We start from the raw sequence: 26474 nt of genomic DNA, 5'->3' as shown, positions 1-26474 counted from the left end.
AATAAACGCTTAATTATGAATAGCGCAGGTATAAAAGCCTGCGCTTTTTTATGCTCTTAACTTGGCAACATGACCAAAAAAGCGGCAATGGCTATGAGTATTAAGCCTGCAGTATCTTGTTTTTTAAGTGGCTGTTTTAACCAAAGTACAGCAATTAGCATGGTAAAAAATACTTCAACCTGTCCAAGTGTTTTAACGTAAGCAACATGTTGTAAGCTCATGGCACTAAACCAGCCAATAGAGCCGATACAACTAAAAACACTAATTGCGGCTGTAGTGCCTTTGTATTGCCACAGTTTACTGAGTGTTTGCGGCTCTTTTAATAATAAATAGCTCAGTAGTATTAGTGTTTGTAAGCTAATTACAAACAGCAAAACCCAAGCGGCTGAGTGTGGAAATAATAATCCTGAGTTTAAGCTCGCTTCACGTACCCACAGTGATGTAAGTGCAAAGCAAGTACCACAAGAAAGTCCTAGTAATGCAGTTTTAGCATTAAAGTGTTTAACGCTTGTTATGCCGCTGAGTAGCAATACGGCAATAGCGCCAAAAAACACACCAAGCCAACCGAGTAAAGAAAGTGCCGAGCCAAAAAATAATACACCTAAAATAGCAGCCACTAACGCTTCGCTTTTGGCAAGACCAGCACCTACAGCGTAATTATTCATTTTAAATAACTTAACCATTAAACCAGTGGCAAGTATTTGCATAACACTTGCGCCTACAATAAATCCCCAAAAGGCATTATTAAACGTAGGCATGGCTGTATCTTGGTATTGATACAAACCATATAAATACACGGCAGCAATAGGACCTGCAATAATAAAGCGGGAGAGGGTTACGCCAGCAACACTCACATCGTTACTTAATTTACTTTGCAGGGCATTACGCCATGCTTGCATGAAGGCGGCTAAAAAAGTGAAAAATATCCAGGTCATGGTCGTCATCGTTAAAATGTAAGGCAGTAAAGTTAACAAGCTTTATGAAGTAAAGCGATTCATTAACCGTGATATTGAATATTCATCATCTGCGACATTATGTCGCACGGGTTTGGGGATAAATTTAGCTATAGTAAGCCTGATGTTATTGTTAGCCGCCAGCGTTTGTCATAAAACGTATCTGGCGGCTTTTTTATTGCGCTTATGCTAAATTATCCGAAACATCAAAAGGATAAATTATGACAACATTAGTTGTATGTGCATTACTTGCGGTATTAATGCCTTACTTTGCAAAAGTGCCGGTTGCTATAGCAATGGCAAAATTAGGTCGATACGACAATAAACACCCAAGGGCTCAACAAATAAAATTAACCGGCTTTGGTGCACGTGCGCTCGCTGCTCATCAAAACTGTTTTGAATCGCTTGCTGTTTTTGCTGTCGCTATTGCAGTTGTACTGGGCACTAACTCTGTAGGTGCAGTGACCGAAACGCTAGCGGTTACGCATATTGTGTCGCGTATTTTGTATTGCGTATTTTACTATATGAACCTAGATATAATTCGCTCATTAGTGTGGTTTATTGGTTTGGGTACAGCCATTGCCATGATTGTGGTGAGTTTGTAGGTTTATACTTTAAAACCACAAAGCAAGCAGCCTAAAAGGGCGCTTGCTTTGTAGTCTTGAACAACTCGTGGCGTTAATGCGATACTTTAATTCGCTCAATTAAATCGGTAGGTGCCACTTCACTATTAATCGCAAAATCTAGTTGCACAAGTACATCTTCAAAACCTGAATCTGATGCTTTATATTTCCATTTTGCTAGCGCCTCTTTCGCTGATTTATCAAAAACATCTTTAGGTTTAGATTGAATAACACTAATGTTTTTTGTTTTACCGTTTGCTGCAATATCGTATTTTAATACAACAGAGCCGCTGATCCCTTGTTGAGCTGCTTGTATTGGATAAGCAGGTTCAATGCGTATTGTTGGTGAAATATGTTCCTCTTGCGTTTTATTTACTTCTGGTTGCTTTGCAATTGCTAAGCCGCTTAGTATGCTTGCGGCTACAAGTAATAAGCCACCTTTAGCAAGCTTTGAACGCTCCCCGCTGTGTTTTATATTAATTAGTCGTTGTAACATGGTTTTTTTATCTCCGTAGTGTGAATAAGCCATAAGTCCTGTGGGCACATTTGCCGCGCAGTTTATTAAGGCTTTGCTATATAAAATATGTTGTTGAGTGGTTTTATCGGCTAATACCCGTTCATCACAAGTCAGCTCTTGTAGTCGGCGCATGCTTGCGTAACAAAACCAAGCTAGTGGGTTAAACCACAGTAAAATAGTAGGCAGTAATATAAGTGCGTTTGTTAAGTTGTCTTTGCGTTTAATGTGTACGTTTTCGTGCTCTAAAATAAGCGCTAATGTGGCTTTATCAAACTGGGTATTATAGTTACTCGGTAACACCAGCTTGCTGTTTAAAATACCGACCACCATTGGCGTGGCTACATGTTGGCTGGTATAAGTTTTAACATCAGCGGTAAGAGTGCCTTCAAATTGTGTTAACTCAGTTAACTGCAGGCTTTTAACAAAGCGGGTATGCGTAATAAAGCTAGCTATTAATAACCCTGCGGTAATAAGTACATACATGAGCGCCCAGCTAATACCCATTTCATGTGTAAAAGGCTGGTTAGGGGTGATTAAGTAATGGCTAATATTGCTATTTTGCAGTGGTTTAATCGCATTTGGTAAATTAGCAATAACCAATGCTGCAGGTAATAGCCATGCTAATTTATATACAAACCGCGAGCCAAGGGCTTTTAAACTAAATCGCTCGAGTAAAATAAATCCACAAAACAAGATACTTAATAGTAGTTGTTGCTCAATTAACCAATTAAACCCAGTTTGAATAACCATGTTAATCCCTTACTTTTGGTTTTTTTCCCAGTCATCTATAACTTTTTTAAGCTCGTTTATATCTTGCTGAGAAAGCTGCTCCGATTTAGCAAAGCCGCTTACAAGTGGCGCAATACGTCCACTAAAAAAGCGCTCAATAAAGTTTTGGCTTTCTTTTAAGGTGTAGTCGGCGCGCTCCATACACGGCATATAAATATACTGACGACCTTCTTTTTCAAATGTAAGTGCGCCTTTTTTTACTAGTCGACCTAGTAGGGTTTTAATGGTTTTTTCGTGCCATTGCTTATCGTCGCTTAAGCGCTCAATTATTTGGCTCGCGGTGGCGGGGTAGTTAATCCAAAGTGCGTCGAGCACGTCAAACTCTGCTTTTGATAACTCAATCATGCTATTGCCTACAAATGTAATCTTTAATTAAAGACTACACCTGTAATCTTTAATTGCAAGTTTATTTTTAACTTTTTGAGATGTAATTAAGTGACTTGGTATTAGATTTTTGAAATATCGTTTTTATTAATTTGTATATATTGGTTTTCAGGTAGGTTTAGTTTTGAAAGGGTGAGGTCACTAAATTGCACTCTAAATAAATCAATTACTTTATATCCGCAGTAATGCGCCATTTTACGTATTTGTCTGTTTAGCCCTTGTTTTAAAACAATACTAAACTGATTGCTGGCTATTTTATTTACTTCACAAGGCAGGGTTATGTGTTTATCAACGGGTACGCCTGCTGCCATTTTTTTACAAAAAGCATCGTCTAAAGGCTTATTTACGGTGACTAAATAATGTTTAGGCTGGTGGAAGTCAGGATGTATTAGTTGATTACAAAAATCCCCATCGTTGGTCAAAATAAGCAAACCGCGAGAGTCTTTATCTAATCGACCAATAGGGTAAACGCGGGTGAGTGTGGGCAAATGGTGAATAAGGCTGGCTGGGTCATCAATATTTAATTTGCAGTCAATACCTACTGGTTTGTGGTACGCAAAATAAACTAAATCGGCAGCACCTTTAATTTCTTTTTCATTCACTATTACAATGTCTTGCTCATCAACGTGATCTATATGATTCGCTGGGCGATTATTTACAGTCACAACACCTTCATCAATTAAACGCGATGCCTGTTTACGAGAACAAATACCTGCATGGGCAATATATTTAGCGAGTCGGATTTTTGTGCTCATAACGTGTGACGCCAGCGGCTAATAAAAATTTGATCGTGATTATAGCAAAGCTGCGTATCGATAATGTTAAATAACCAGAACTCAGGTTAAATATAAAAAGGTAGTCAAGATGGGTATTAAATTTTCACAGTTAAAAAAGCACGAGCCGCTACAAAAAGTCATTGTTCACTCGTTAGATATGGCGCTTTATCAAGTATCAGTAATGATTAATAACGTTGAATACTATGTAACAGAAGACAGCGGTGAGTTTTTAAGAGCGCTAAGCCCACTGCATGTTCAAAAGCGTTTTGACAAAATAGCGTATGCCGAAATGGTACTGCGCCAAACAAGCGCTTACGACGAAATGTGCGGTCAGCCAGAAAAAACCGGTAGCAATATGCTTGAAGTACCTTACGGTAAAAATAATCTTTATTGATTGAGCTAATTTGCTAGTATCTGCTTTTTAAGGGCGATAAATGTATCAATTAAAAGTAGATAATATCGATGCGTTAAACTCAGCGCTTCGCGCACAAATGGTTGAATTTAACGCCCAGCATTTTGATGCGCAAAGAGTGCCATTAGGCTATAAATTTACTGATGAGCAAGGCGAGCTTGTTGCCGGTATTAGTGGGTGTGTGTTTGGAAATTGGCTGATGATTAGTTGGCTTTGGTGTAGCGATAGTGCACGAGGTAAAGGGCTTGCAGATAAACTGCTAACGGCACTTGAGCAAGCTGCTATTGAGCTAGGAGCAACAACTGCTCAGCTTGATACACTTGATTTTCAAGCAAAACCTTTTTACGAAAAGCGCGGTTATAGTGTTAAGTATCAACTTAATAATTACCCACGCTCAGGTACGCGTTACTTTATGGAAAAGCCACTTTAATTTTTGCTGGCTATTTTTCTTTTAGTGGCTCGCCTTCAAAGGTAATACCTAAAAAAGGTGTTGCCTCTGGTGCTAACATAAACGTGCGAATATTTAGGTGATCATCGCCTTTTGGGTTTTGCAGCACGTCTTCTCGGTAAAACTTACCAAAGCAATCTAAGGTATTTTGTTTACTTAAATCGTTTAATTTAGCAAACGCAAAAATTTTACATGAGCCGTTGTTCTCACTCGCAGCGCTAAGTAATCCATGGTTATTAAAGCCACATGCAGTAAAGTCGTAATTTGCTTCAATCACAGCCATTGTATCGGTAAATTGAATGCTTTTTGGGTTTTCAGCAAGTGCTTTTAAATAGTTATTTAGTGTCATGTGTTACCTTTGGATTTTTAATTATTTAGCGCTCAACTCTAGCTCATCTGTTTGCTGATTTATATTGAATTTAAATCGCGATAAAAAGTTCATCCCTAGCAAACCTTGTCCGCGTGTGTTTTCAATGCTCAACACTTCAAAACCATAAATAATTTGCGAGCCCACTTTAAACGATTCAATTTGATAACGTTTTACAACAATTTGACCGTTAGCTGTGTTTACCGTTACATCGCCTAAATATAAAGGTTGTGGCGAAATTTGCTCAATTATACTTGTAGGTAGTGAGGTTACGCTTGCGCCTGTATCAATCATTAGTTCGGTCGATAGATTGTTATTTATTTCGGTGTTTATTAAGTAATGCGCGCCGTAAGGCGTTAAAGCAACAAAGTCGTCTAGCGATTGTGCTTTATTGATCATCGCTTGCAGTGTTTGCACTTGGCTTTTCAGATTGTGCTGGTTTGGCATTCGATCAAGGGTTGCTTGTGCGCTAATTAAATCGCCTTGCTGATAGTGGGCGTACGCAAGCGGATATAAAAACTGCGCGTTATCGCTTTTATAATCAAGCCAAATTTGTGTTTGCTCAATAATAGCTTGCCAATTTTGTTGCTCAGTTAATGTGTGTAATTCGTTTTGAGTGAGCGTATTTAAACGTGTATTTTCGTTACTTTGCTGATCAGCAGGTTGTAATGAATTAAGCTCAAATAAAGCAATAATGGCGTTTTGTGTTTGCTCGCTATTTATTAAATACTCAACCTGTAAGTTAAGTAATTCTACGTTATAAGGGCTGTTATTTAATAGCGCATTGAGAAATGACTCGCTGAGTAATAAATTGCTATTTAGCCATGTTTTAAGCTGTATCAGCCACGATGAATAAAGTTTTTTTGCACTTTCTGGGTAGCTATTTTTGAGTTGTTGATAGCTACTAAGTGCGGCTTCAAATTGGTGTTGTTTAAATTGCTGCTTTGCCGTATTTAGTAACGTATTTTGTTGTTTAGGCGATATGCTTTGCTGGGCACTTTGCGTTTTTTGTGGTGTAGTTAACGCAGGCTGCGGCCATAATAAATAAGCGTTAAGGCTAAGCGAGCCAATTAATAGCAAGGTGATTAGCTTGGTATAGTGGCTCATTGTGACCTCTTATTTTTAAACGAGTAGGTTATTTAATAAAGTGCGTTAAAGCATGGATGTTGACTATTTCAATATCAGCCAGCCCTTTATAAGCATAATTGGCGCCTTGATCGTTTAACCATACCGATTGGCAACCGGCATTATTTGCGCCTTGTACGTCGGTATCTAGGCTATCGCCAATGTGTAAAATTTCACTTTTAGCAACGTTTAAATGTGTGGCTGCTTTATCAAATAAGGTGCTGTGAGGTTTTGCTTTACCGTGCATACCTGCTTGCAGTACGAGTTCAAATTTATCGTGTAAGTTAAAGCGTTCAATTTCAACGTTACCGTTAGTAATCGCAACAAGCGTAAAGTGTTTGGCTAGGTTATCTAGTAAGTTTAGTACGTCATCGCTTACGACTATGTTGCTGCGCGTATCGGCAAAGGCGTTATAGGCGGCATTTGCATGGCGCTCTACATCATCTGCGGTAAACCCAAGTTTAGAAAGCGCTAAACGTAGGGTGTGTTTGCGCCATTTAGTTACATCATCTGCGAGATCTGGGTTTTGTATTACGGCAAGTTCGCGACATAGTTGCCAGTACTTTGGACCTTGCTCTTGATAGCCCGGTAGCGCGTTTAAATAATTTTGTTGGGCTTTAACGGCTGCTTTTATAATAGGGTGATTGCTGTATAGCGTGTCGTCTAAATCAAAGCTCATGACAGAAAATGGCTTAATAGCACGATTAAATCGGATCATATTTATTTTCCTAATCAGTTCGTTTTTTTGCGCGAGGGTGAGTGTTGTCGTACACCTTGGCTAAATGTTGAAAATCTAAATGTGTATATACTTGTGTAGCCGACAAACTGCTGTGCCCTAGTAATTCTTGCACTGCGCGTAAATCACCAGATGATTCTAAAATATGTGACGCAAACGAGTGGCGCAGCTTATGCGGGTGAACCTGCGAGCTAATGCCTTGTTTTATTCCCCACTCTTGCATGCGTAGGCGCACTTGGCGAATAGAAATACGGTTTTTTTGGCTACTTAAAAATACTGCTATTTCATCGGGCTTTGCAAACTGAGGGCGTATTGTGAGCCATTTTTTTAATGCATCTAACGCTTTTTTGCCCACCGGAATTAATCGCTCTTTATTGCCTTTACCACGCACTAAAATTTCGCCATTGGCAGCACTAATATCTTGTATGTTAGCGCCAACTAACTCGCTTATACGCAGTCCTGATGAATACATAAGCTCCATCATTGCTTTATCTCTAATTGCGAGAGGTTCGTCGTCGGGTATTTCGAGCAAGCGTGCCATTTGATCTACGTCGAGATTTTTAGGTAGAGGCTTTGCAAACTTAGGGCCTTTTATACCTATAGCCGGATTATGGTAATGCGATTGCTCGGCAATGTTTTTTGCTTTTAAAAACTTATACAAACTACGAATGCAGCTGAGCTTTAAACTAATAGTACGCCCACTTAATTGTTTTGAGCGTAGTGCCATGCTGTAGCGGCGAATATGCTCGCCTTGCACGCCAAACCAGTCGTCACATAATTTGCTAAAATAAAGTGCTGCAAAGCCAAGCTGGCTTACATATTGGTTTACGGTGTGCGCTGAATATTGTTTTTCAAACTTTAAATAGTCACTAAATAGCGTTATAGGTGTACGCCAATTGTCGCTTAACTGGGTAATATTAGGCGCATCGTCACTCATGCTAGTTTTTGCAACCGCAGGTGTAATGCGTTTATAAAGTCGAGTACAAACAGATTATCTTGAGCGGGCTCAAAATGGTTTACGTTACTGCTACCAAACGCCAAAATAGCGATAGGGTGCTTGGTGTCGCCAATTAAATAAATAGCGACGGATTGTGTATCTTCACTAAATAATAATTCGCGCTCTTGCTGATTAATACGCCCTAAATAATGCCCAGAATGGGTAAGGCGATGCGCAATAAGCTCGTCGTACTCGGGATTATATTTTACTAATTTGCAGTCGTTAACATCTTCACTTGAGCAAATTATATTGCGTAGATTATTTGCAAGAGTATCAAAATCGTCATGATTCCAAAGCTGGCGATGGCACTGGCTAAACAAACGATATACAAGCTCGTTTTGCGTTGCATGCTTGCTCATGGCGTCTATTTGGCTTTTTAAAAGCGTGTTGTGCTCGCGTAATTGGCGTTGCTGAATATGTACCAGCGACGTTGCACCTTGAGCTTGCTGTTGCAGCTCAAGTTGTGCGAGTAGCTCCGGGTGCTGAACCAAAAAATCAGGATGTTGATGTAAGTAATCAATAACCTGTTCTTTACTTAGCTCGCTCATAGCGCTACTTGCCCGTCGAACACATGCTCTGCGGGGCCAGTCATGCGTACTGGGTGACCTTCGCCACTCCAACGTACTTGTAAGCTACCGCCTGGTAAATCTACTTGAACAGTTGTTGATAACTTATTTTGCATATGACCAATCACCATTGCTGCACACGCACCTGTGCCACAGGCTAGGGTTTCGTTAACGCCGCGCTCCCACACTCTTAATTTAATGTGTTCATGCGATACAACTTGCATAAAGCCAATGTTCGCTTTTTGCGGAAAACGTTCGTGGTTTTCAAGTAATGGACCCAATATATCAACTTGCGCGGTGGTTACGTCGTCAACTTCTAGCACGCAATGCGGGTTACCCATAGATACCGCGCCACTAAATACAGTGTGTTCTTCGGTTCTAATAATATAAGTAAGCTCACGCTTGCTCGCTTTTAAAGGGATTTTACTTGGCTCAAAATTTGGATGACCCATGTTAACCGTTACTTGACCGTCTTTTTCGATGTAGAGCGTTAAGTTGCCCGACTTGGTCGACACAGTAATTTTATGCTTGTTAGTAAGGCCCTTCATACGTACAAAGCGGGCAAAACAGCGTGCGCCGTTACCGCATTGTTCTACTTCGGTACCGTCGGCATTAAATATTCGATAATGAAAGTCGAGATCGGGAGAGTACGGCGCTTCAACCATCAGCAATTGGTCAAAGCCAATGCCAAAATGGCGATCTGCCAGTTTTTTGATTTGATCTCGCGACAAAAAAACATTTTGTGTAATGTTATCAATCACAACAAAGTCGTTGCCTAAGCCGTGCATTTTGGAAAAATTAACTAACATAGCGCTCTAATTCGGTTTTGCTCTGTGCTAATCATGCCACAGAGCAGCTAGTAGACAAAAACGTTTATGGTAAAACTTTCTCACCCTGATAAAGGCTTTCAATAGTTTCGCGTTCACGAATAAGATGATGCTGCTGACCATCTACCATTATTTCTGCAACACGCGGGCGCGAGTTGTAGTTTGAACTCATGGTAAAGCCATACGCACCAGCACTTCGCTGTGCGAGTAAGTCGCCTTGTTTAAGCGCTAGTTCACGATCTTTTCCTAAAAAGTCGCCGGTTTCGCACACCGGACCCACAATATCAAAGTTGTGAGTAGGTGTTTCGTCGTCGCGAACTGATACCGGAATGATTTTTTGCCACGCTTGATAAAGCGCAGGGCGAAGCATGTCGTTCATACCGGCATCTACAATGGCAAAAAATTTGTCTTGGTTTTGTTTAATAAATTCAACTTGAGTAACTAAAATACCTGCATTAGCTGCAATAGCGCGCCCTGGTTCAAAAATAAGTTCAAGGTGTTTGTAGTTAGCTAAGCGTTCGGTAACTTGCGCTGCATATTCACTTGGGTGCGGTGGTTGCTCGTTGTTATATGGCACGCCTAAACCGCCACCAATATCTAAGTGAGTTAGCTCAATACCGTTGGTTTTTAGCTCATCAATAAGCGCCATGAGTTTATCAAGGGCTTCTAAAAATGGTCTTACTTCAGTTAATTGAGAGCCAATATGGCAATCAACACCAATAATTTTTAAACCAGGTAAAGCCGCTGCTTGTTGATAAACACTTACTGCAGTTTGTATATCAATACCAAATTTATTTTCTTTTAAACCAGTAGAAATGTACGGATGTGTTTTTGCATCTATGTCGGGGTTTACGCGAATAGAAATAGGCGCTTCTAGGTTAAGCTCGCAAGCCACTTCAGAAATACGCTCAAGCTCAGAGGCTGATTCAACGTTAAAACATTTAATGCCCAGTTTTAATGCGTAAGCTATTTCGTCAGACGTTTTCGCCACGCCCGAAAAAACCACTTTAGAAGCATCGCCTCCCGCTTTAATTACACGTGCAAGTTCGCCTTTGGATACAATATCGAAACCCGATCCTAGGCGCGCTAATATATTAAGTACGGCTATATTTGAGTTTGCTTTAACGGCGTAACATACCAAGCTTTTATGATTTTTAGTGGCGTTAGCAAACGCTAAATAATGGCGCTCAAATGTAGCACGCGAGTACACATAACACGGCGTGCCGTATTGCTGCGCTATGCTTGCCACACTTACATCTTCGGCAAATAATTGGTTGTTTTTGTAGTTAAAATAATCCATTTATTGCCCCTGACTTTGCTGTGTTTTGGCTTGCTCAGCGGTAGTGACTGGCTGAGCTGTATTTTGAGGTTGGTTTTGTTCTGTTTGTTGCTCTGGTAAATATAACGGACCGCTTTGTCCGCAGCCAGCTAAGGCGCTTAACAGTACAGTGCTTATTAATAGTTTTTTTAATTGTAAGGTATGTGTCGCTTTCATTAGATTAATACGGTTGCTGGCTTTATAATCGCAGAGTAACAGAATATCTAAAAAATGCAGCTATTCGCGGATGATTTTATTCCTGTTACACTAGCTGCACATTTTTAAAGCTAATTCAAAGCTAAAACGTACCCAATATTAGGCGGCTCGCCTGCAAAGGAAATAACAATGACTGAACACGAATATCACCGATTAGCCGAAGCTCTTATGTTCACTATTGAAGAGCAGGTTGATGATTGCGAAGCTGATTTAGATTACGAATCGGCACAAGGTATTTTAGAAATTATTTTTCCTGATAAAAGTAAAATAGTGATTAATAAGCAAGCACCTCTTCATCAAGTATGGGTTGCGACTAAGTTTAACGGACATCATTTTGAAATGCGTGATGGGTTATGGATTGATAACCGCTCTGGCGCTGAATTTTGGGCGTTTATAAATGAAGCCTCAACTCGCCAAGCAGGCCAAGAAGTTAAGTGGCAATCATCACTATGAGTTTAGAATTTGTAGAATATGCAGCCCAAAGTGAGCACAAAGCAACGGTTATTTGGTTACATGGTTTAGGTGACTCTGGGGATGGTTTTGCGCCAGTAGCTCCGCAGCTTAATTTACCAAGTGAGCTTGGTATACGGTTTGTTTTTCCGCATGCGCCAGTACAACCGGTCACCATAAATGGTGGTATGGAAATGCGCTCTTGGTACGATATTAAATCTATAGAATTAGATAAGCGTGCCGATGAACAAGGCGTAAGGGATTCGGCTGCAAAGGTAGAAGAGTTAATTAATAAAGAAATTGCTAATGGCATACCTGCTAATAAAATTATTTTAGCTGGTTTTTCTCAAGGTGGTGTTGTGTCTCTGCATTTAGCACCGCGCTTTGAGCAAAAGCTTGGGGGTGTTATGGCGCTTTCTACTTATATGTGTGTGCCGCAAAAATTTACTGATGAAGCAAAGCATACTGATTTAAACGTATTTATGGCTCATGGTAGCCAAGATAACGTTGTACCGCATAGTGCGGGAAGAAGTGCGTTTGAAGTATTAACAGCACATAACATGGATGTAAGCTGGCAAGAATATCCAATGGCCCACCAAGTTTGCGCAGAAGAATTGCAAGCTATTCGCCAATGGTTAATTGCTCGTTTAAGCTAATTTTGGAACCGCTGAGGTCAATATGAGTCAAAAAATAGTTATTAAAGCAAATGTTAAACGCGAACTACAAGAGAGTGTACCAACGGTAAGCTACGAGTGGAATTGGCGTCGTATTGTGAGTATTGCTATGTTGGTATTAATGACCTCTGCAGCAGTTGTGTATGGCTTAACAACGTCAGCCAGTGCAGAGCAAGGTGAGCATCCAAATGAGCAGGAGCAATTTTTAAGCTTTAGTAGTAACGCTCAAAACCAGACAAGCGTTGAAGTAACGGATGTTGAGCCTCAATCATCAGTAAACAACACTCCTAACGAGCCCGCAGAGATAACGCAACCGAGCATTGAACCGTTATTATTTGAGCAGAATGAGGTTGAGCAAAGCATATCAATTAATGCACCTGATAAAGCGGATCTTGTAAATACTGATACAGTTTTATTAGCTAACAACGATATTGTGATTGATCAAAGTGAGAGTATTAATACAGAGTTAAACTCAAACCTTGATAATGATGTGCAAGAAGAAACCGCAGAAGCTCAAAACGTAGCTGAGCCAGCCAGTCAAAGCGACTTACTTTTAGATTTAGAAAGTGATGATGGTGCATTGAGTGGCACTGAAGGTTTTTCACCTACAGCACAAGTGGCAAGTGTGGCATTGGGGGCGCAAATAGATACAGGTAAAATTAGCCGTGCAGTACTTACTCGCAAAGTAAGTAAGCGTGAACCTACTAATGTGTTTGCTGCTGATATTAGATTAAGTCAGTTTGATGAAGGGCTTTCGTTTTTTAGTGAGATTAAAAACCTTCAAGGCCAGCAAGTTAAGCATGTTTGGTCGTTTGAAGGTGAAACTATGGCTGAAATTACACTTAATGTTACTTCGCCTCGCTACAGAACGTACTCAACAAAAAATATCATGGACACACAGACAGGCCATTGGCGTGTTGATGTAGTTGATGAGCAAGGCAATTTAATTGCCCAAAAAGAATTTAGAATTTTAGCTGACTAAAACTAGCTAAACGCAGTAATTAATTGGATACCCCTATGACAGAAAAAACAAAATTAGTACGCATCGCAACGCGCAAAAGCGCCTTAGCACTTTGGCAGGCCGAATTTGTAAAAGCAGAGCTTGAGCGTTTTCATGCAGATGTGCGCGTAGAATTAGTCCCAATGTCGACGCAAGGGGATATAATTTTAGATACGCCATTGGCTAAAATTGGCGGTAAAGGCTTATTTGTTAAAGAGCTAGAGCAAGCCATGTTAGATGGCCGAGCTGATATTGCCGTGCATTCTATGAAGGACGTGCCAGTAGAGTTCCCAGAAGGATTAGAGCTGTATACTATTTGTGAGCGTGAAGATCCGCGTGATGCGTTTGTATCAAACAATTTTGCAAATTTAAACGAGCTACCACAGGGCGCCATTGTGGGTACTTCTAGCTTACGCCGCCAGTGCCAAATTAAAGCACTTCGCCCTGATTTAGATATTCGTGATTTGCGCGGTAATGTAAATACGCGTTTAGGTAAATTAGATGACGGCCAATATGATGCTATTATTTTAGCGGCTGCAGGGCTTATTCGTTTAGAAATGGAGTCGCGTATTGCTGACTACATTGAGCCAGAAGTGTCATTACCGGCAAATGGTCAAGGCGCTGTAGGTATCGAATGTCGTATTGATGATGAAGTAACAAAGGCATTACTTGCACCACTTGAGCATACACAAACACGTATTCGCGTAAACGCAGAGCGTTCGATGAACCGCTATTTAGAAGGTGGTTGCCAAGTTCCTATTGGTGCTTATGCATTAGTTGATGGCGAGCAGGTACATTTGCGTGGTTTAGTGGGTGCTGTTGATGGCAGCGAAATTTTACGTGACGAAGTAACAGGTCATGTAAATGACGCAGAAGAACTAGGTATTGAGCTTGCTAAAAAATTACTAGCTCAAGGCGCAGACAAAATATTAGCTGAAGTTTATAGAGACGCATAAATGACACATATTCTGATAACTCGGCCCGAAGGAAAAGGCGCAGCCCTTGCACAGCAACTTGAGCAAGCGGGTTATCAGGCGTCTTTATTTCCGGTATTAAAAATAACGCATTTAACACCCTCCAGCACTGAACTTAGTCCGCTGTTAAATGCAGATAAAATAATATTTATATCGCAAGATGCAGTCAGTGCACTTTCGCAATTAAAACCCGATATAAATACCAAAGCGCAGTTTTATGCGGTTGGACAACAAACAGCCAACATTATATATGAGCAATTTGGTGTGCGCGCAGCAGTACCAAAGCAGTATGATTCAGAAGGGTTACTTGCGCTCAAATCACTCGCCGAGGTTGATGGCAGTAATATAGTGTTAGTTAAGGGGCAAGGTGGCCGCCCTGAGTTAGCTAAAACGCTAAAAGAGCGTGGTGCTTTTTTAAATAATTGTGTTGTGTACAAACGTGAACCCACAGAGAGTATCACCCCTAACTGGACAGACCACTGGAAAGGCCAGAATGTACACGGTATAGTCATAACAAGTAATGCAGCAGTTGATGCTATATTTAAAAGCCTTACTGCACACCAACTACAATGGTTACAACAGTGCCGATTTTATGTTGCAAGCGAGCGGATAGCCGCTTATTTAAAGTTGCAACAGGTAAGTTCGGCTAATATACACATTGCAGCAGGGGCTAGCGATAATGCTATGTTTACCTGCATAAATCAGCAAGGTAGCAACATGAGCGAACAGTCAAAGCCAGTTACGGCAGAAAAAGCCACATCAACAATAGCTAACACGGCCTCAGCTAAATCAGCTAAGCAAGAGCCAGCAGCTACAAAAAATACGACAGAAAAAAACAAACAAAAGGTAAGTAAGGTTGCAGCACTTGCGCTTCTTATTTCGTTAATTGTGGCCTCTGGTGTTGGATACGAGTTTTATCAAAAATTAAATGCTGGTAAGGCGCAAAACCTAGCCGTTAATGAGTTAAGCGAGCAAAATAAGTTACTCGTTCAAGAGCTGCAAGCACTTAAATCGGCGCAATCTAATTTGCAGCAAGCGCTGTTTAATAGTGAGAAAAAAGTAGCCGCAACCCTAAGTGAAAGTGCAGCTCAAAATCAGCAAGAGCTAAAAGCAGCCCTGCAAAAAGCGCAGCAACAAGGCTCGTCTTTAAACCCACAAGAAGTAACCAGCTTACAGCGTATGGCTGAATTTAAACTATGGGCTGAAAAAGATTACCAAGGCACTAGTGCTGTTTTAAAGCGCTTAGATGCATTACTTAGCGAACACCCAGGAACAGTTGAAGTTCGCCAAGCTATTATGCAAGACATACAAACACTTGATAGCCTTAAACCTATAGCAACAGAGGCTATTTATTTACAGCTAAACAGTGCACTTAATAGCGTTGATAATTTAGTTTTTAATGCGGTTAACTTGCCAGAAGAAGCGGCTGCAATAGATGAAAATGCTTTAAGTGATGACGTGAGTGATTGGCAGCAAAACCTGAGTAATAGCTGGAATAAAATTGTGGATAGCTTTATTACTATTCGCCAGCACGAGGGTGTTTCCATTGAGCCATTACTTACAGATCAAGAGCGCCATTTAATTAATCAACGTATAAAGCTTAATATAACTCAGGCACAAGATGCACTTATGAGTAAGCAGGCGAGTATTTTCTTTAGCGCCTTAAGTGAAGCAAAGCGTTTAGTTGGTGAGTACTTTAAGCAAGACGATGATGCAACCAAAACGGTACTTAAAGCGTTGTCTAAACTCGAAAAAGAGCAGCTTAATTTTAATCCAAAAATAACCTTAAATAGTACACAAAAGGTTAAGGAGTGGGCGCAATGATAGGGCTAATTATTTTAATTGTAGCTATTGTTGTTGTACTAGCGGTTACTCCATTTGTGCTAGATGAAAAAGGTTATGTACTTATTTCATTTAACAATACGACGATAGAAGGCACGATAGTATCGTTTTGTATAATGGCAGTCATTACCGCTGTTGTTTTATATTTAACATACAAGCTAATCCGCTACTTATTATCGATTTATCATAATACTAAACATGGCTTTTTTGCACGTAGCCAAGAGCGCAAACAAGCAGCTATTGAGCAGGCTCTGTGGAGTGCTATTAATGATGATTACGAGCACGTAGAACAGGCTTTATCGGGTAATAGCGTACCAGATAAGTTTGAAGATATTCGCTTAGCATTACTTGCAAAAGCAGCGCTTGCTAATAATCAAACAGATAAAGCACTTGAGCGTTTATTTGAAATAAGCACAGAGCATCAATTAAAAGTAGCAAAGCTATGGTTGGCAAGTGGCGACAGTAGCGCGATTGAGTCACAAATGCGTATTAGTGCAGAAGCTAAAAAAGTCACCGCACTTGAGTTAAAACTTTATGCAGAAGTATTAGTACAGCAACAACACTTTAGTGCGCTGGAAGACTTTTTGCCGCGTTTACTGCGCAAAAAAGCACTTACTGATGCACAGTGGACGCAGTTATTTAGTGCCTACTTTAATGCGTTAGATGCAGACAAACTGAGCGAAAAATATAAACAGCTACCTAAAAAGCTGCAAGCTCATGCCCACACCGCATATTTAATGCAAATGGCGCAAGCAGGTCAATTGGCTGTTATTGAAAGTGACTTAATTAAAATGGTTAAGCACAATGAGCAACACTTAGAGCTTGCCAATATATTAAGTAAATCAACAGCAGCCGATGCGCCTAAGTTGCAAATAAACATACAAGAACGCCTTAAAAAGGATGATTCAAATAATTCACTATTACTTGCGCTGGCTTGCCTTGCTAATGCTAAAGGTGATTATGACTTAGCAGCTAGAATTTTTGATAAAGCACTGAATAGTGACAATAAAAAACAGTTCTCTGAACAAGCTGTTTTGAGTTATAAAAATAGTGCACAAGCAGAAAAGGCGCTCGTTTTATATCAATAAATGACTACACTATAACTACTTAGCATTTTTTGTAGTTCAGGAGCACAAGCATTGAGAAAGTTTTTAATATTAACCCTTAGCTTGGCTTGTGCTTACTTCTTTACTGGGTATTTTAGCAATTCACTTCTTTCTGTAGATGGCTATGCGGTCGCCTCTTGGCCGCCCTCAGGAATTGCTTTAGCGAGCTTTTTAATTTGGGGACGTAAGTCATTTATTGGCCTTATTCTTGGTGCTTTCTGTACTAACTTAATTCACCTTGATAACACCGTAGATATTCTTCATTTTAATGTGCTTTTACAAGCTATTTGCGTCACTTTAGCCTCTGTTTTACAGGCTTGGATTGGTCGTCAAATTATAGTAAATGTTATAAAGGCTCCGCTAGATTTATCTTCTTTAAAACACAGTGTTCAAAGCTTAATAGTAGCGGGGCCAATATGTTGTGTTATTGCTGCAGGTGTGGGAACTAGCTTATTAGCATTGAATAATGTGATTCCGACCAATGCTATTTTTGATAACTTTATAGCATGGTGGATTGGCGACAGTATTGGTGTACTTATATTTACTCCACTCATGCTCGCAGCCTTTAATTACACGCAAGTACGCCACCGTATGTTGGTAATTTTACCTTCACTATTAATTTACATACTGATTAGCGTTAGTTTTTATGGCGCTGCTAGTGTTAAAAAAGAAAAAGATATTCAAAAGCAAGAAGCCAAAATACTTGTTGTGCAAAATGCTATAAGCCAAAAGCTTGATGGTATTACTGCTCATTTAGGCTTATTAGCTACATTTTTTGCTAGTAGTAGTGACGTGGATTTCAAAGAGTTTAAACAATTTACTTCAAAGCAGTTGGGCTACAGCCAAGAAATTCTAGCATTTGAATGGATACCTTATATACCAGCAAATAAACTCGCAGATTTTGAAACACATGAAAATCCAGCCTCCGGCCAACCTCTATATATAAAAGAAAAGTCACTAGATGGAGCTTGGCAACCTGCAGGTACTCGTAGTAATTACTTTCCAGTAAAGTACGTATATCCCTTAAAAGGTAATGAAGATGTTTTAGGGTTTGATTTAGCTTCTAGTAAAGTAAGAGGTGCAGCGCTTAGCAAAGCGAAAGAGCTTAATGAACTTGCACTAAGTGAGCCAATTAACTTGGTCCAAAATACAGCCGAACACGGTGTACTTTTTTTATATCCTGTTTTTGGAGAGTCCTCTACCGAAGATGATTTTCAAGGCTTTGTGGCAGCGATTATCAGCCTGAAACGCTTATCGCAAACACTATTATTTGATCACAACAACTCAATTTCAGCCAGTTTTTTTGATACAACGATACCAGGGAAAAAGCAGGCAATTTATATTGCCGATACCGATAACTCGCAGGCGCTATTTAAAGAATATCAATTGTTGATTGGCAAGCGCATGTGGCAGGTCGAGTTATATGAACCAATAGTTAGAACGTCTTGGTTAATGTATTGGCTTGCACAAATAGTAGGTATGTTGTTTGTGTGGTTACTGATTACATTTTTGATTTCAGTTACAGGTACAAACATACAAATTCGCGAACAAGTGGCCAAGCAAACACATACACTACGCAAAGAAAAACAAAAAGCAGATGAAGCGAGTCATATTAAAGGACAGTTTTTAGCAAACATGAGTCACGAAGTCCGCACCCCTATTAACGGTATAAAAGGGCTGCATTATTTAGCGCTGCAGCAGAATGATTGGCAACAGGCAAGAAGTTACATTGAACAAGCAGATGGAGCACTGGGTGTTTTACTGCGGGTATTAAACGATGTGCTCGACTTTTCAAAAATGGAAGCAGGCAAGCTAGACTTAATGCAAGAGCCTATTAATGTAGCGAGTTTAGCGGATGAAATGCTTAATTTACTTCAGTTTGAAGCTGACATTAAATCAATAAAGTTAAGTCTCGATTTTGATAAAACATCAACTTTGGTCATTAATACCGATCCAATCCGCTTAAAACAAGTGCTGCTGAATCTGCTCAATAATGCGGTTAAATTTACAGGGGAAGGTGAGATCACTCTGAAAATTTGGCAGTCGAAAAAAATGACTTACTTTAGTATTAACGATACGGGTATTGGTATTAGTAGTGAAGCACAAAAACAATTGTTTAAACCGTTTGCGCAAGCCGATAGCTCAACCTCACGTCAATATGGTGGTACAGGCTTAGGGTTAAGTATTTGCAGAAAGCTGGTTGAGTTAATGGGTGGTGCAATTGATTTAGTCAGTTATGAAGGCAAAGGTTCTACATTTACATTTAGTTTGCCGCTTATATCGCCTTTACCAAAGGCAGAGCAAATTCAGCAGCAATACGACGAAATAGATGTAAGTACCTTATCATTCGCAAACTATAAGTTGCTTCTAGTAGAAGATAACCCACTTAACCAGCATGTTGCCAGTGCCATTTTAAAAACAAAAGAGTGTATTGCCGATATTGCTAATGATGGTTTTGAAGCCATAGAAAAGCTAACCGAAAATAGCTACGACATTGTTCTTATGGATATTCAGATGCCAAAAATGGATGGACTCCAAGCAACAAAAGTAATTCGTTGTGATTTAGGGTTAATTGATTTACCCATAATAGGGCTATCGGCGAACGCTCATGACGATGACGTTAAAAAGGCATTAGCCTCTGGAATGAATAGTTATATTACCAAACCTATTGATGCAAATACGCTTTTTAAAACTCTTTGGCATTATTTATCAAATAAATAAATAAGTAACGTTATTTTTTGCACAAAAAGCAGACATATGACCGCTTAAACTTAACGCAAACCATATAGACTTGAAAAATAACTATATCTGCGTATCATGCGCGCAAATTTAACTAAACTGGGTTGCTATTATGATCAATAGAAAATTACCTTTGCTAGATATTCACCGTCATTTAGATGGTAATGTACGTGCGCAAACCATATTAGAACTTGGTCGTCAGTTTAATATAGAGTTACCTGCAGATAACGTTGAGGCATTAATTCCTCATGTTCAAGTTATTGACCCTGAGCCAAACCTTATGGCTTTTTTACAAAAGTTAGATTGGGGTGTCACTGTACTTGGCGACTACGATGCGTGTAGACGCATAGCGATTGAAAACATTGAAGATGCACAAGCACAAGGCCTTGATTATGTAGAGCTTCGATTTAGCCCTTACTACATGGCACAAAGCCAAGGTTTACACCCAGAAGGGGTTGTAGAGGCGGTTGTTGATGGTATTAAATCAGCAACAAAGGGTGCAAATATAAAAGCTAACTTGATTGGTATTTTATCGCGCACTTATGGCGTAAAAACATGTCAAAAAGAGCTTGATGCATTACTCGCATTTAAAAATGATTTAGTCGCTGTTGATTTAGCCGGTGACGAAATTGGCTTTCCTGGTGAGTTGTTTGTAGAGCACTTTAAACAAGTACGAAATGCTTATTTAGCTTCGACTATTCATGCTGGAGAGGCACTCGGTGCTCCAAGTATTTGGCAAGCAATTAATGAGCTAGGTGCAAGCCGAATAGGGCATGGCGTTAAAGCTATTGAAGATCCAAAACTAATGGATTACTTACGCGATAACCGTATTGGTATTGAGTCGTGCTTAACAAGTAATATTCAAACCAGTACAGTAAACGATTTAGCTAAGCACCCACTTAAACAGTTTTTAGATCACGGTATTTTAGCGTGTATTAATACTGATGACCCTGCGGTTGAAGGCATTGAAATTGAGTACGAATATACCGTTGCAGCACCTAAAGCGGGCTTATCTCAAGCTGATATGGAAAAAGCCCAAAAAAATGCATTAGAAATAGCATTTTTAAGCGATGGCGATAAAAAAGAGCTTTCAGCAATCGTTAGCGCACGTTAACTCTATTTAATACACATTAAAAATGCCGCTTTATAAGCGGCATTTTGTTATCTGCAATTTAGTGTGTTTGGCAGCTTATGTAATTATCGTAAAGTGCTTTAAGTACATCTGCTCGGCTGATCATGCCTATTACTTTAGCACCCTCTACAACAGGGTAGTTTTTTGGTTTACCAGGCTGCATCTGCTGTGCAAGCTCAATAATGTTGGTATCGCCGCTAACGGTCACTACCTTTGTTTGCATAAGTTGCGATACTTTAACCATCCCATCACAAAAATAACTGCTTTGCGTAAGTGGTTTTAATAGTTCTTGCTCAGATATAAATCCGACTAGGCATTTATCTTTATCAAATACTGGTGCGCCAAGTAGTTTAAATTTTTGTAGTTCTGCTATGGCTGTCGTCATTTCTGTATCTGGTGTGATATTTGGCAACTTGCGTTGCATAAAATCTTTTACTTTTGTATTTAGCATTTGGGTCTCTCCCGCTGATGTTCTATACAAAGTATGGTTTATAGATAGGGATTTAGGAAATTGTTTATGTTGATGAGATTGATAGGTTTTAACTATTAAGTATTTGTTGTTATATAAAATAAAAGCACCGATTAGGTGCCTTTATTCATAACTGAAAGTTAATTTCAATTATTTGATAAATGCGAATGCATCGGCGTACATGTTTTCACGAATTGCACCATGAGTAATAAAGTCATCACGGACAATACCTATCATGTCAAAACGACCGGCCATGTAAATATCGTATGGTTCAAGTGATACAATATCTTGCATTACCGCTTTATGTACATAGCCAGTGTGACCTTGCCAATTAGCAGATGGGTTTTCTACCACAGGGATAAACTCAAAGTTTTTGTGGCTATCGGCCCATGTTTGCATTTCTGTATGTGCGTATAAAGCAGATTCTTCTTTTACACCCCAGTAAAATAATACAGGACGGTCGCACTTAATTTCAGCTAAGTGATCAGCCATTGATTTTGCGTATGAAAAACCAGTGCCACCGGCAAGTAAAATAATAGGACGCTCACATTGCAGGCGCAACTGTGAAATACCCAAGCCAGCTTCAATGTCTACTAACTGCCCAGTGGTATGGGCGTTTCGTAAATGTTCCAGCGATTGCATTGCATACGAATCGGCACCTGACGCGCCAATATGCAGTTCTATTGCATCGCACTGTGAAGGGCGACTAGCTATAGAAAAAGCACGTTTGTCTTTTTCGCCCAATACGAGTTGCATGTATTGGCCAGCTTCAAAGGTCACAGGTTGTTGTGGCTTTAAAATTACTTTGTGAACAAATTCTGTAAGTGGGCTGATAGCTACAACTTCAGCTTTTAATGTTTGCATTTTTTACCTTTTAGCAGCGCTTTAAACAGCAGATACGCAATCGAATGACTCGATTCTAGCATATCTGCAGGGTTATTTTATAGCCTGTTATGTACTTACATATAAACACTTAAAGAATATTTAGGCTTTCCCAAATATCATCTACGCGGTCTTTGGTGTCTTTATCCATAACAATAGGCTCGCCCCATTCGCGGGTGGTTTCGCCAGGCCATTTATTGGTGGCATCCATTCCCATTTTTGAACCAAGGCCAGAGACTGGCGATGCAAAATCGAGATAATCAATAGGTGTGTTTTCTATTAATGTTGTATCGCGAGCAGGATCCATTCGGGTTGTTATAGCCCAAATAACATCTTCCCAATCACGGGCATTAATATCGTCATCGCACACAATTACAAACTTGGTATACATAAACTGACGTAAGAACGACCAAACTCCCATCATCACGCGCTTAGCATGGCCAGGATATTGTTTTTTCATTGTTACAATCGCCATACGGTATGAGCACCCTTCAGGCGGAAGGTAAAAGTCGACTATTTCAGGAAACTGCTTTTGTAATATAGGCACAAACACTTCATTAAGTGCTACACCTAAAATCGCAGGCTCATCAGGCGGTCGGCCAGTAAATGTGCTGTGATAAATAGGATCTTTACGATGCGTTAAGTGAGTCACAGTCATAACTGGAAAGTCATCTACTTCATTATAGTAACCGGTGTGGTCACCATAAGGGCCTTCAGGTGCGATTTCACCTGGCATAATGTAACCTTCAAGTACTATTTCTGCACTGGCAGGGACTTGCAAGTCATTGGAAATAGATTTTACAACTTCGGTTCTGCTACCACGTAATAAACCAGCAAATGCATATTCGCTTAATGTGTCGGGTACAGGCGTTACTGCACCTAATATAGTAGCTGGATCGGCACCTAGTGCTACCGAGACAGGGTAAGGCTGCCCTGGGTTTTCTTTACACCATTCTTGAAAATCAAGCGCGCCACCACGATGCGACAACCAACGCATAATTATTTTATTTTTGCCTAATAATTGCTGGCGATAAATACCTAAATTTTGGCGCTTTTTATAAGGCCCTTTAGTAACTGTAAGGCCCCAAGTAATTAATGGCGCTGCATCACCTGGCCAGCAATGCTGAATAGGTAATTTAGTTAAGTCTACGTCATCACCTTCTAAAACCACTTGTTGGCAAGGTGCTTTTTTAACTTCTTTTGCAGGCATATTAAGCACTTGCTTAAAAATAGGTATAGCGCCTAAAGCTTCTTTAATACCCTTTGGTGGATCAGGTTCTTTTAAAAAAGCGAGTAGCTTACCCACTTCGCGCAGCTCGCTAACGTCTGTTTGGCCCATGCCCATTGCTACGCGTTTTGGTGTACCAAATAAGTTGGTAAGCACCGGCATATCGTAGCCTTTTGGATTTTCGAATAATAACGCAGGACCTTTAGCACGCAATGTGCGATCAGATATTTCGGTCATTTCAAGATACGGGTCGATTTCTTGGGTGATACGTTTAAGTTCGCCTTTTTTTTCAAGCAAATCGATAAAATCACGTAGATCTTTATATTTCATTGTGGGCCGCTATTAAGCAAAAGAGTTGAAGTATTATACCCATTTCATGCAAGCCAAGTCATTACTTGCACTTAAAACTTAAAGCGCTCAACGGCACTTGTTAAGGAGTGTGCAAGTTGATTTACGTCTTCACTTTCGCTTGCTAGGGTTGTCGCGTTTTTGGCATTCAAGGTTGCTTGCTCTGTCACCTTGGCCATTATTTGTTGAATGTCGCTACTGTTAGTCAATTGCTCATGTGATGCATGAGCAATTTGCTCACTCATCTGATTAACAGACAACAATGTGCTTTTAATACGCTCTACGGCTTTATTTAGTTCAGTGCTGTTTTTGACACATTGCTTGGCTTGGTGTTGGCCATCAGTAATGTGTTCTTGAGTTGTTTTAGTGTGTTGTTGCAATGTTTGGATCATGGTGTTTATTTCGCTAGTCGAGGTCTGTGTACGTGCAGCTAATGATCGAACCTCATCAGCAACTACAGCAAACCCGCGTCCGTTTTCACCCGCTCGCGCTGCTTCAATTGCAGCATTGAGTGCCAATAAGTTGGTCTGCTCGGCAATGCTGCTAATTGTTTCAACAATGGCTTCAATAAGCTGAGTGTGTTGGGCTAGTTCCTCAGTGCTGCCTACTGCTTTATCAAGGCGCTGTAATAAAGTTTCTATACTTAGACTATTTTGATTAGCAATCTTGTTTACGTCATTGGCAAATTGCGATGCATTGGTTATTTCACTTGATGTTTTATCTGCTTGTTCATAAACCGCTTGTGAGTTGGTTAGCATATTTTGTGCAAGCGATGTTGCCTGCGCGCTTCGCTCCAACTGCTGTTGTGCAACAACCGTCATTTGCTGACCTTTTTCACTGGTTTTAATAGCGCTGCGGTCTAGTTCATGGGCGTCACTACTAATTGCGCCAATTAACTGGGTAAGGTCTTCACTGAGTTTATTTATGTTATTTAGCAAAGTACCAAATTCATCTTTACTGCGCGGATGGCTTCGCTTTGATAAATCACCTGAGGCGATTCGGGCTAAATCGCGGTTTACTTTTTTAAGCGGTTTTAGCATTGCGCGAGTTGTAAAAATAGAGATAGCGATAATCAATATAATTAAAACAAGCGTAATAATTACTACAGAACTAATCCCAGTATTTATGGCGGCCTTTGCATTAGTTTGTAATGCATTAAAGCGCTTATCAGCCAATTTATTAAGTTCAATAAGCTGACTTTCTGTTGTTATAAATTGCTGTTGAAAGTGTTCAAAATTTTGAGCCGCAGCAATAGTACTTTTGAGTACTTTATTTTGTTGGGCATAAATTCCTGTATTGTTGTTAAGTAACTCTCTTAATTGATTAAATTTAGCCGTTAAATTTTTAGCGTTAAACGCATTATTAAAAGGTAGCGCTTGTTGCTCTAAATAGGTGAAATTAGGTTGGATGTTATCTAGTAGAAATAGAGTATCTTGCTGATGACTATTTAAATCATTGATACTTGTAGTTTGAGTAATGCTTTTTATATTATTGCTTAAGTTAAACAATAAATCATCTATACGGGTCGCTGTTCCAAACATAGCATTAAGTAGCGCCTGCTGTTTTGCAGGCACTTCTAAAAGTTCTATATCAAGTAAGTTAGAACTTAAATTGTAAAGTTGCTCGTTAAACGTTGCTGATAATTCTATGGTGGAATTTTGCGCTAAAAACTTACTCTCTTTAGCGCTAAACATTGCGACACTTACTTTAGTCAGTTGCTCAAAGCCTTCGTTGGTACTGGCGAGTAAATTTTGCATTGTTATTTGTTGATTTAGTTGAGTGCTTAACGAATTGAGCATATCGCTAAATTGTTGTTGCTCAGCTTGCGACTGTTTTTTATTTTGTTGAAGTAAATCAAGGTTTGCTTGGCTGTAAGCTAAGGCGTTAAATTTGGTAATAGACAGTAGTGATAGCCTTAAATCTTTACTGAACTGTTGTACAGGAACCGCTAATTTTTCTGTTCGGGTATTGTTAACGCTAATTTTGTTTAATGACCAATAAAAAAACACACTACTTGTTAGCACCAATAAACCAATGGCTGTAAAAGCTAAAATTATTTTATGTTTGATCGCAATTGAACGCATAACTTCATCACAATAATGGGTATTTAATTATTGTAGCATTGCTGTAATTTATTGGTTAGTTTTGTGTTAAACCTTGATGCACTGTCTTTTTTTACCTGCAATGATTAACATGGCTTCATTACCCTTACCCCAAAACAGTACCTCTTCACTTATATATTTATTCCCAGATGCACTTTTTTCGTGATTAAGTACATGCACTTTATTGTTAAAGATAAGTTCGGCTTCAGAATTATTAATAATATTGAGTTTTACGCTCTCATCATCGCATTGGTAAGCAGTACTGGTTTTTAAATCACTACATGCGGTTAAGCTTAGTAAAATAGCGATTAATGCTAAATATACTTTCATTTTTCCTCCCACCTTCTTTAAACGTTAGTTAAAACACAGGGCAAAATTTTAATCTAATGTAAGAATAACAAAGCAAAATTAACCGTTGGTGAAAGTAGCGCTTTACGTTATGTTTATAGCAATATTTTTTGAGCTCGGAAGCTT

General features: G+C 39.6%; 28 protein-coding genes. 11 read left to right on the top strand and 17 right to left on the bottom strand.

What is annotated here, in order from left to right; translation table 11 throughout:
* Nucleotides 1-56: 56 nt before the first annotated feature.
* Nucleotides 57-935 carry a DMT family transporter gene (locus CXF76_RS12525; RefSeq protein ID WP_198551858.1) on the bottom strand — a complete coding sequence of 293 codons (879 nt, stop codon included), beginning with the start codon at nt 933-935 and terminating at the stop codon, nt 57-59.
* A gap of 239 nt (nt 936-1174) precedes the next feature.
* On the opposite strand from CXF76_RS12525, the gene CXF76_RS12520 reads away from it, so the two are divergent.
* Nucleotides 1175-1558: an MAPEG family protein gene (locus CXF76_RS12520; RefSeq protein WP_101163821.1), complete on the top strand. Its 384-nt coding sequence runs from the start codon at nt 1175-1177 to the stop codon at nt 1556-1558.
* A gap of 73 nt (nt 1559-1631) precedes the next feature.
* On the opposite strand, the gene CXF76_RS12515 is transcribed toward CXF76_RS12520, so the two are convergent.
* The 3 genes from CXF76_RS12515 to CXF76_RS12505 form a co-directional block, all read right to left on the bottom strand.
* On the bottom strand, nt 1632-2843 hold the full coding sequence (locus tag CXF76_RS12515) for a M56 family metallopeptidase (protein WP_101163820.1): 1212 nt from the start codon (nt 2841-2843) through the stop codon (nt 1632-1634).
* Between the two features lie 9 nt (nt 2844-2852).
* The gene (locus CXF76_RS12510; protein ID WP_007580531.1) at nt 2853-3227 is read right to left on the bottom strand and encodes a BlaI/MecI/CopY family transcriptional regulator; all 375 of its coding nucleotides are present in this window, start codon (nt 3225-3227) and stop codon (nt 2853-2855) included.
* Between the two features lie 101 nt (nt 3228-3328).
* Nucleotides 3329-4021 carry a pseudouridine synthase gene (locus tag CXF76_RS12505; protein ID WP_024589641.1) on the bottom strand — a complete coding sequence of 231 codons (693 nt, stop codon included), beginning with the start codon at nt 4019-4021 and terminating at the stop codon, nt 3329-3331.
* 109 nt (nt 4022-4130) lie between these two features.
* Here CXF76_RS12505 and CXF76_RS12500 point away from each other — a divergent pair, with 109 nt between their 5' ends.
* Nucleotides 4131-4436, top strand: coding sequence for a DUF6482 family protein (locus tag CXF76_RS12500; protein ID WP_024589642.1), 306 nt, complete (start codon nt 4131-4133; stop codon nt 4434-4436).
* A gap of 40 nt (nt 4437-4476) precedes the next feature.
* Complete coding sequence (locus CXF76_RS12495; protein ID WP_101163819.1) at nt 4477-4884, top strand: GNAT family N-acetyltransferase; 408 nt, start codon at nt 4477-4479, stop codon at nt 4882-4884.
* A 10-nt stretch (nt 4885-4894) separates the two neighbouring features.
* Here CXF76_RS12495 and CXF76_RS12490 read toward each other — a convergent pair whose 3' ends face one another.
* The 8 genes from CXF76_RS12490 to lptM all read right to left on the bottom strand — a co-directional run bounded on the left by CXF76_RS12490 (nt 4895) and on the right by lptM (nt 11015).
* Nucleotides 4895-5251, bottom strand: a complete 357-nt coding sequence (locus tag CXF76_RS12490; RefSeq protein ID WP_024592619.1) for a HopJ type III effector protein — start codon at nt 5249-5251, stop codon at nt 4895-4897.
* Nucleotides 5252-5272: 21 nt separating this feature from the next.
* On the bottom strand, nt 5273-6376 hold the full coding sequence (locus tag CXF76_RS12485; protein ID WP_101163818.1) for a retroviral-like aspartic protease family protein: 1104 nt from the start codon (nt 6374-6376) through the stop codon (nt 5273-5275).
* Between the two features lie 28 nt (nt 6377-6404).
* The gene (locus tag CXF76_RS12480) at nt 6405-7112 is read right to left on the bottom strand and encodes an HAD-IA family hydrolase (RefSeq protein ID WP_101163817.1); all 708 of its coding nucleotides are present in this window, start codon (nt 7110-7112) and stop codon (nt 6405-6407) included.
* Nucleotides 7113-7122: 10 nt separating this feature from the next.
* Complete coding sequence (locus CXF76_RS12475; RefSeq protein WP_024589647.1) at nt 7123-8067, bottom strand: tyrosine recombinase XerC; 945 nt, start codon at nt 8065-8067, stop codon at nt 7123-7125.
* Entirely contained in the window at nt 8064-8675 is a 612-nt protein-coding gene (locus CXF76_RS12470; RefSeq protein WP_024589648.1) for a DUF484 family protein, read from the bottom strand. The genes CXF76_RS12475 and CXF76_RS12470 overlap by 4 nt, the downstream gene beginning before the upstream one ends.
* Nucleotides 8672-9502, bottom strand: a complete 831-nt coding sequence (gene dapF, locus CXF76_RS12465) for a diaminopimelate epimerase (RefSeq protein ID WP_007580548.1) — start codon at nt 9500-9502, stop codon at nt 8672-8674. The genes CXF76_RS12470 and dapF overlap by 4 nt, the downstream gene beginning before the upstream one ends.
* 64 nt (nt 9503-9566) lie before the next feature.
* Nucleotides 9567-10820, bottom strand: a complete 1254-nt coding sequence (gene lysA, locus CXF76_RS12460; RefSeq protein ID WP_007580550.1) for a diaminopimelate decarboxylase — start codon at nt 10818-10820, stop codon at nt 9567-9569.
* On the bottom strand, nt 10821-11015 hold the full coding sequence (gene lptM, locus CXF76_RS12455; RefSeq protein ID WP_101163816.1) for an LPS translocon maturation chaperone LptM: 195 nt from the start codon (nt 11013-11015) through the stop codon (nt 10821-10823).
* Between the two features lie 168 nt (nt 11016-11183).
* On the opposite strand from lptM, the gene cyaY reads away from it, so the two are divergent.
* The 8 genes from cyaY to add all read left to right on the top strand — a co-directional run bounded on the left by cyaY (nt 11184) and on the right by add (nt 20953).
* On the top strand, nt 11184-11507 hold the full coding sequence (gene cyaY, locus CXF76_RS12450; RefSeq protein ID WP_101163815.1) for an iron donor protein CyaY: 324 nt from the start codon (nt 11184-11186) through the stop codon (nt 11505-11507).
* Complete coding sequence (locus CXF76_RS12445; protein WP_024589652.1) at nt 11504-12160, top strand: alpha/beta hydrolase; 657 nt, start codon at nt 11504-11506, stop codon at nt 12158-12160. The genes cyaY and CXF76_RS12445 overlap by 4 nt, the downstream gene beginning before the upstream one ends.
* A 22-nt stretch (nt 12161-12182) precedes the next feature.
* A complete protein-coding gene (locus CXF76_RS12440; protein ID WP_101163814.1) occupies nt 12183-13160 on the top strand; it encodes a DUF2914 domain-containing protein in 978 nt (325 codons plus the stop codon).
* A gap of 35 nt (nt 13161-13195) precedes the next feature.
* Nucleotides 13196-14134, top strand: coding sequence for a hydroxymethylbilane synthase (gene hemC, locus CXF76_RS12435; RefSeq protein WP_101163813.1), 939 nt, complete (start codon nt 13196-13198; stop codon nt 14132-14134).
* Nucleotides 14135-15976, top strand: coding sequence for a uroporphyrinogen-III C-methyltransferase (locus CXF76_RS12430; RefSeq protein WP_101163812.1), 1842 nt, complete (start codon nt 14135-14137; stop codon nt 15974-15976). It abuts the gene before it with no gap.
* A complete protein-coding gene (locus CXF76_RS12425) occupies nt 15973-17082 on the top strand; it encodes a heme biosynthesis HemY N-terminal domain-containing protein (protein ID WP_101163811.1) in 1110 nt (369 codons plus the stop codon). Before CXF76_RS12430 ends, CXF76_RS12425 begins: the two co-directional genes overlap by 4 nt.
* Nucleotides 17083-17133: 51 nt before the next feature.
* Nucleotides 17134-19821: a CHASE domain-containing protein gene (locus tag CXF76_RS12420; RefSeq protein WP_101163810.1), complete on the top strand. Its 2688-nt coding sequence runs from the start codon at nt 17134-17136 to the stop codon at nt 19819-19821.
* A gap of 130 nt (nt 19822-19951) precedes the next feature.
* Nucleotides 19952-20953, top strand: a complete 1002-nt coding sequence (gene add, locus CXF76_RS12415; RefSeq protein ID WP_007580566.1) for an adenosine deaminase — start codon at nt 19952-19954, stop codon at nt 20951-20953.
* Between the two features lie 58 nt (nt 20954-21011).
* On the opposite strand, the gene CXF76_RS12410 is transcribed toward add, so the two are convergent.
* From CXF76_RS12410 to CXF76_RS12390, 5 genes are all read right to left on the bottom strand, one after another.
* On the bottom strand, nt 21012-21422 hold the full coding sequence (locus CXF76_RS12410; RefSeq protein WP_024589657.1) for a CBS domain-containing protein: 411 nt from the start codon (nt 21420-21422) through the stop codon (nt 21012-21014).
* A 168-nt stretch (nt 21423-21590) separates the two neighbouring features.
* A complete protein-coding gene (gene fre, locus CXF76_RS12405) occupies nt 21591-22304 on the bottom strand; it encodes an NAD(P)H-flavin reductase (RefSeq protein WP_024589658.1) in 714 nt (237 codons plus the stop codon).
* Nucleotides 22305-22413: 109 nt separating this feature from the next.
* The gene (gene ubiD, locus CXF76_RS12400; RefSeq protein ID WP_024589659.1) at nt 22414-23880 is read right to left on the bottom strand and encodes a 4-hydroxy-3-polyprenylbenzoate decarboxylase; all 1467 of its coding nucleotides are present in this window, start codon (nt 23878-23880) and stop codon (nt 22414-22416) included.
* Nucleotides 23881-23951: 71 nt separating this feature from the next.
* Nucleotides 23952-25982 carry a methyl-accepting chemotaxis protein gene (locus CXF76_RS12395; protein ID WP_101163809.1) on the bottom strand — a complete coding sequence of 677 codons (2031 nt, stop codon included), beginning with the start codon at nt 25980-25982 and terminating at the stop codon, nt 23952-23954.
* Between the two features lie 66 nt (nt 25983-26048).
* Nucleotides 26049-26330: an MliC family protein gene (locus tag CXF76_RS12390; protein ID WP_101163808.1), complete on the bottom strand. Its 282-nt coding sequence runs from the start codon at nt 26328-26330 to the stop codon at nt 26049-26051.
* Nucleotides 26331-26474 lie beyond the last annotated feature (144 nt).

Origin of the sequence: Pseudoalteromonas sp. 78C3 (genome assembly GCF_002836695.1) — a bacterium.
Lineage (GTDB): Bacteria > Pseudomonadota > Gammaproteobacteria > Enterobacterales > Alteromonadaceae > Pseudoalteromonas > Pseudoalteromonas arctica.
The sequence above is the reverse complement of the archived record's forward strand: the minus strand, read 5'-3'. Positions and strand labels throughout refer to the sequence as shown.

Coding starts and splice junctions, on each gene's coding strand:
- CXF76_RS12445 (WP_024589652.1), top strand. CDS start 11,504: ATGAGTTTAGAATTTGTAGAATATGCAGCCCAAAGTGAGCACAAAGCA.
- cyaY (WP_101163815.1), top strand. CDS start 11,184: ATGACTGAACACGAATATCACCGATTAGCCGAAGCTCTTATGTTCACT.
- lptM (WP_101163816.1), bottom strand. CDS start 11,015: ATGAAAGCGACACATACCTTACAATTAAAAAAACTATTAATAAGCACT.
- add (WP_007580566.1), top strand. CDS start 19,952: ATGATCAATAGAAAATTACCTTTGCTAGATATTCACCGTCATTTAGAT.
- CXF76_RS12470 (WP_024589648.1), bottom strand. CDS start 8,675: ATGAGCGAGCTAAGTAAAGAACAGGTTATTGATTACTTACATCAACAT.
- ubiD (WP_024589659.1), bottom strand. CDS start 23,880: ATGAAATATAAAGATCTACGTGATTTTATCGATTTGCTTGAAAAAAAA.
- CXF76_RS12440 (WP_101163814.1), top strand. CDS start 12,183: ATGAGTCAAAAAATAGTTATTAAAGCAAATGTTAAACGCGAACTACAA.
- hemC (WP_101163813.1), top strand. CDS start 13,196: ATGACAGAAAAAACAAAATTAGTACGCATCGCAACGCGCAAAAGCGCC.
- CXF76_RS12480 (WP_101163817.1), bottom strand. CDS start 7,112: ATGATCCGATTTAATCGTGCTATTAAGCCATTTTCTGTCATGAGCTTT.
- CXF76_RS12515 (WP_101163820.1), bottom strand. CDS start 2,843: ATGGTTATTCAAACTGGGTTTAATTGGTTAATTGAGCAACAACTACTA.
- CXF76_RS12395 (WP_101163809.1), bottom strand. CDS start 25,982: ATGCGTTCAATTGCGATCAAACATAAAATAATTTTAGCTTTTACAGCC.
- fre (WP_024589658.1), bottom strand. CDS start 22,304: ATGCAAACATTAAAAGCTGAAGTTGTAGCTATCAGCCCACTTACAGAA.
- CXF76_RS12520 (WP_101163821.1), top strand. CDS start 1,175: ATGACAACATTAGTTGTATGTGCATTACTTGCGGTATTAATGCCTTAC.
- CXF76_RS12500 (WP_024589642.1), top strand. CDS start 4,131: ATGGGTATTAAATTTTCACAGTTAAAAAAGCACGAGCCGCTACAAAAA.
- CXF76_RS12430 (WP_101163812.1), top strand. CDS start 14,135: ATGACACATATTCTGATAACTCGGCCCGAAGGAAAAGGCGCAGCCCTT.
- CXF76_RS12490 (WP_024592619.1), bottom strand. CDS start 5,251: ATGACACTAAATAACTATTTAAAAGCACTTGCTGAAAACCCAAAAAGC.
- lysA (WP_007580550.1), bottom strand. CDS start 10,820: ATGGATTATTTTAACTACAAAAACAACCAATTATTTGCCGAAGATGTA.
- CXF76_RS12505 (WP_024589641.1), bottom strand. CDS start 4,021: ATGAGCACAAAAATCCGACTCGCTAAATATATTGCCCATGCAGGTATT.
- CXF76_RS12410 (WP_024589657.1), bottom strand. CDS start 21,422: ATGCTAAATACAAAAGTAAAAGATTTTATGCAACGCAAGTTGCCAAAT.
- CXF76_RS12525 (WP_198551858.1), bottom strand. CDS start 935: ATGACCTGGATATTTTTCACTTTTTTAGCCGCCTTCATGCAAGCATGG.
- CXF76_RS12495 (WP_101163819.1), top strand. CDS start 4,477: ATGTATCAATTAAAAGTAGATAATATCGATGCGTTAAACTCAGCGCTT.
- CXF76_RS12485 (WP_101163818.1), bottom strand. CDS start 6,376: ATGAGCCACTATACCAAGCTAATCACCTTGCTATTAATTGGCTCGCTT.
- dapF (WP_007580548.1), bottom strand. CDS start 9,502: ATGTTAGTTAATTTTTCCAAAATGCACGGCTTAGGCAACGACTTTGTT.
- CXF76_RS12510 (WP_007580531.1), bottom strand. CDS start 3,227: ATGATTGAGTTATCAAAAGCAGAGTTTGACGTGCTCGACGCACTTTGG.
- CXF76_RS12425 (WP_101163811.1), top strand. CDS start 15,973: ATGATAGGGCTAATTATTTTAATTGTAGCTATTGTTGTTGTACTAGCG.
- CXF76_RS12390 (WP_101163808.1), bottom strand. CDS start 26,330: ATGAAAGTATATTTAGCATTAATCGCTATTTTACTAAGCTTAACCGCA.
- CXF76_RS12475 (WP_024589647.1), bottom strand. CDS start 8,067: ATGAGTGACGATGCGCCTAATATTACCCAGTTAAGCGACAATTGGCGT.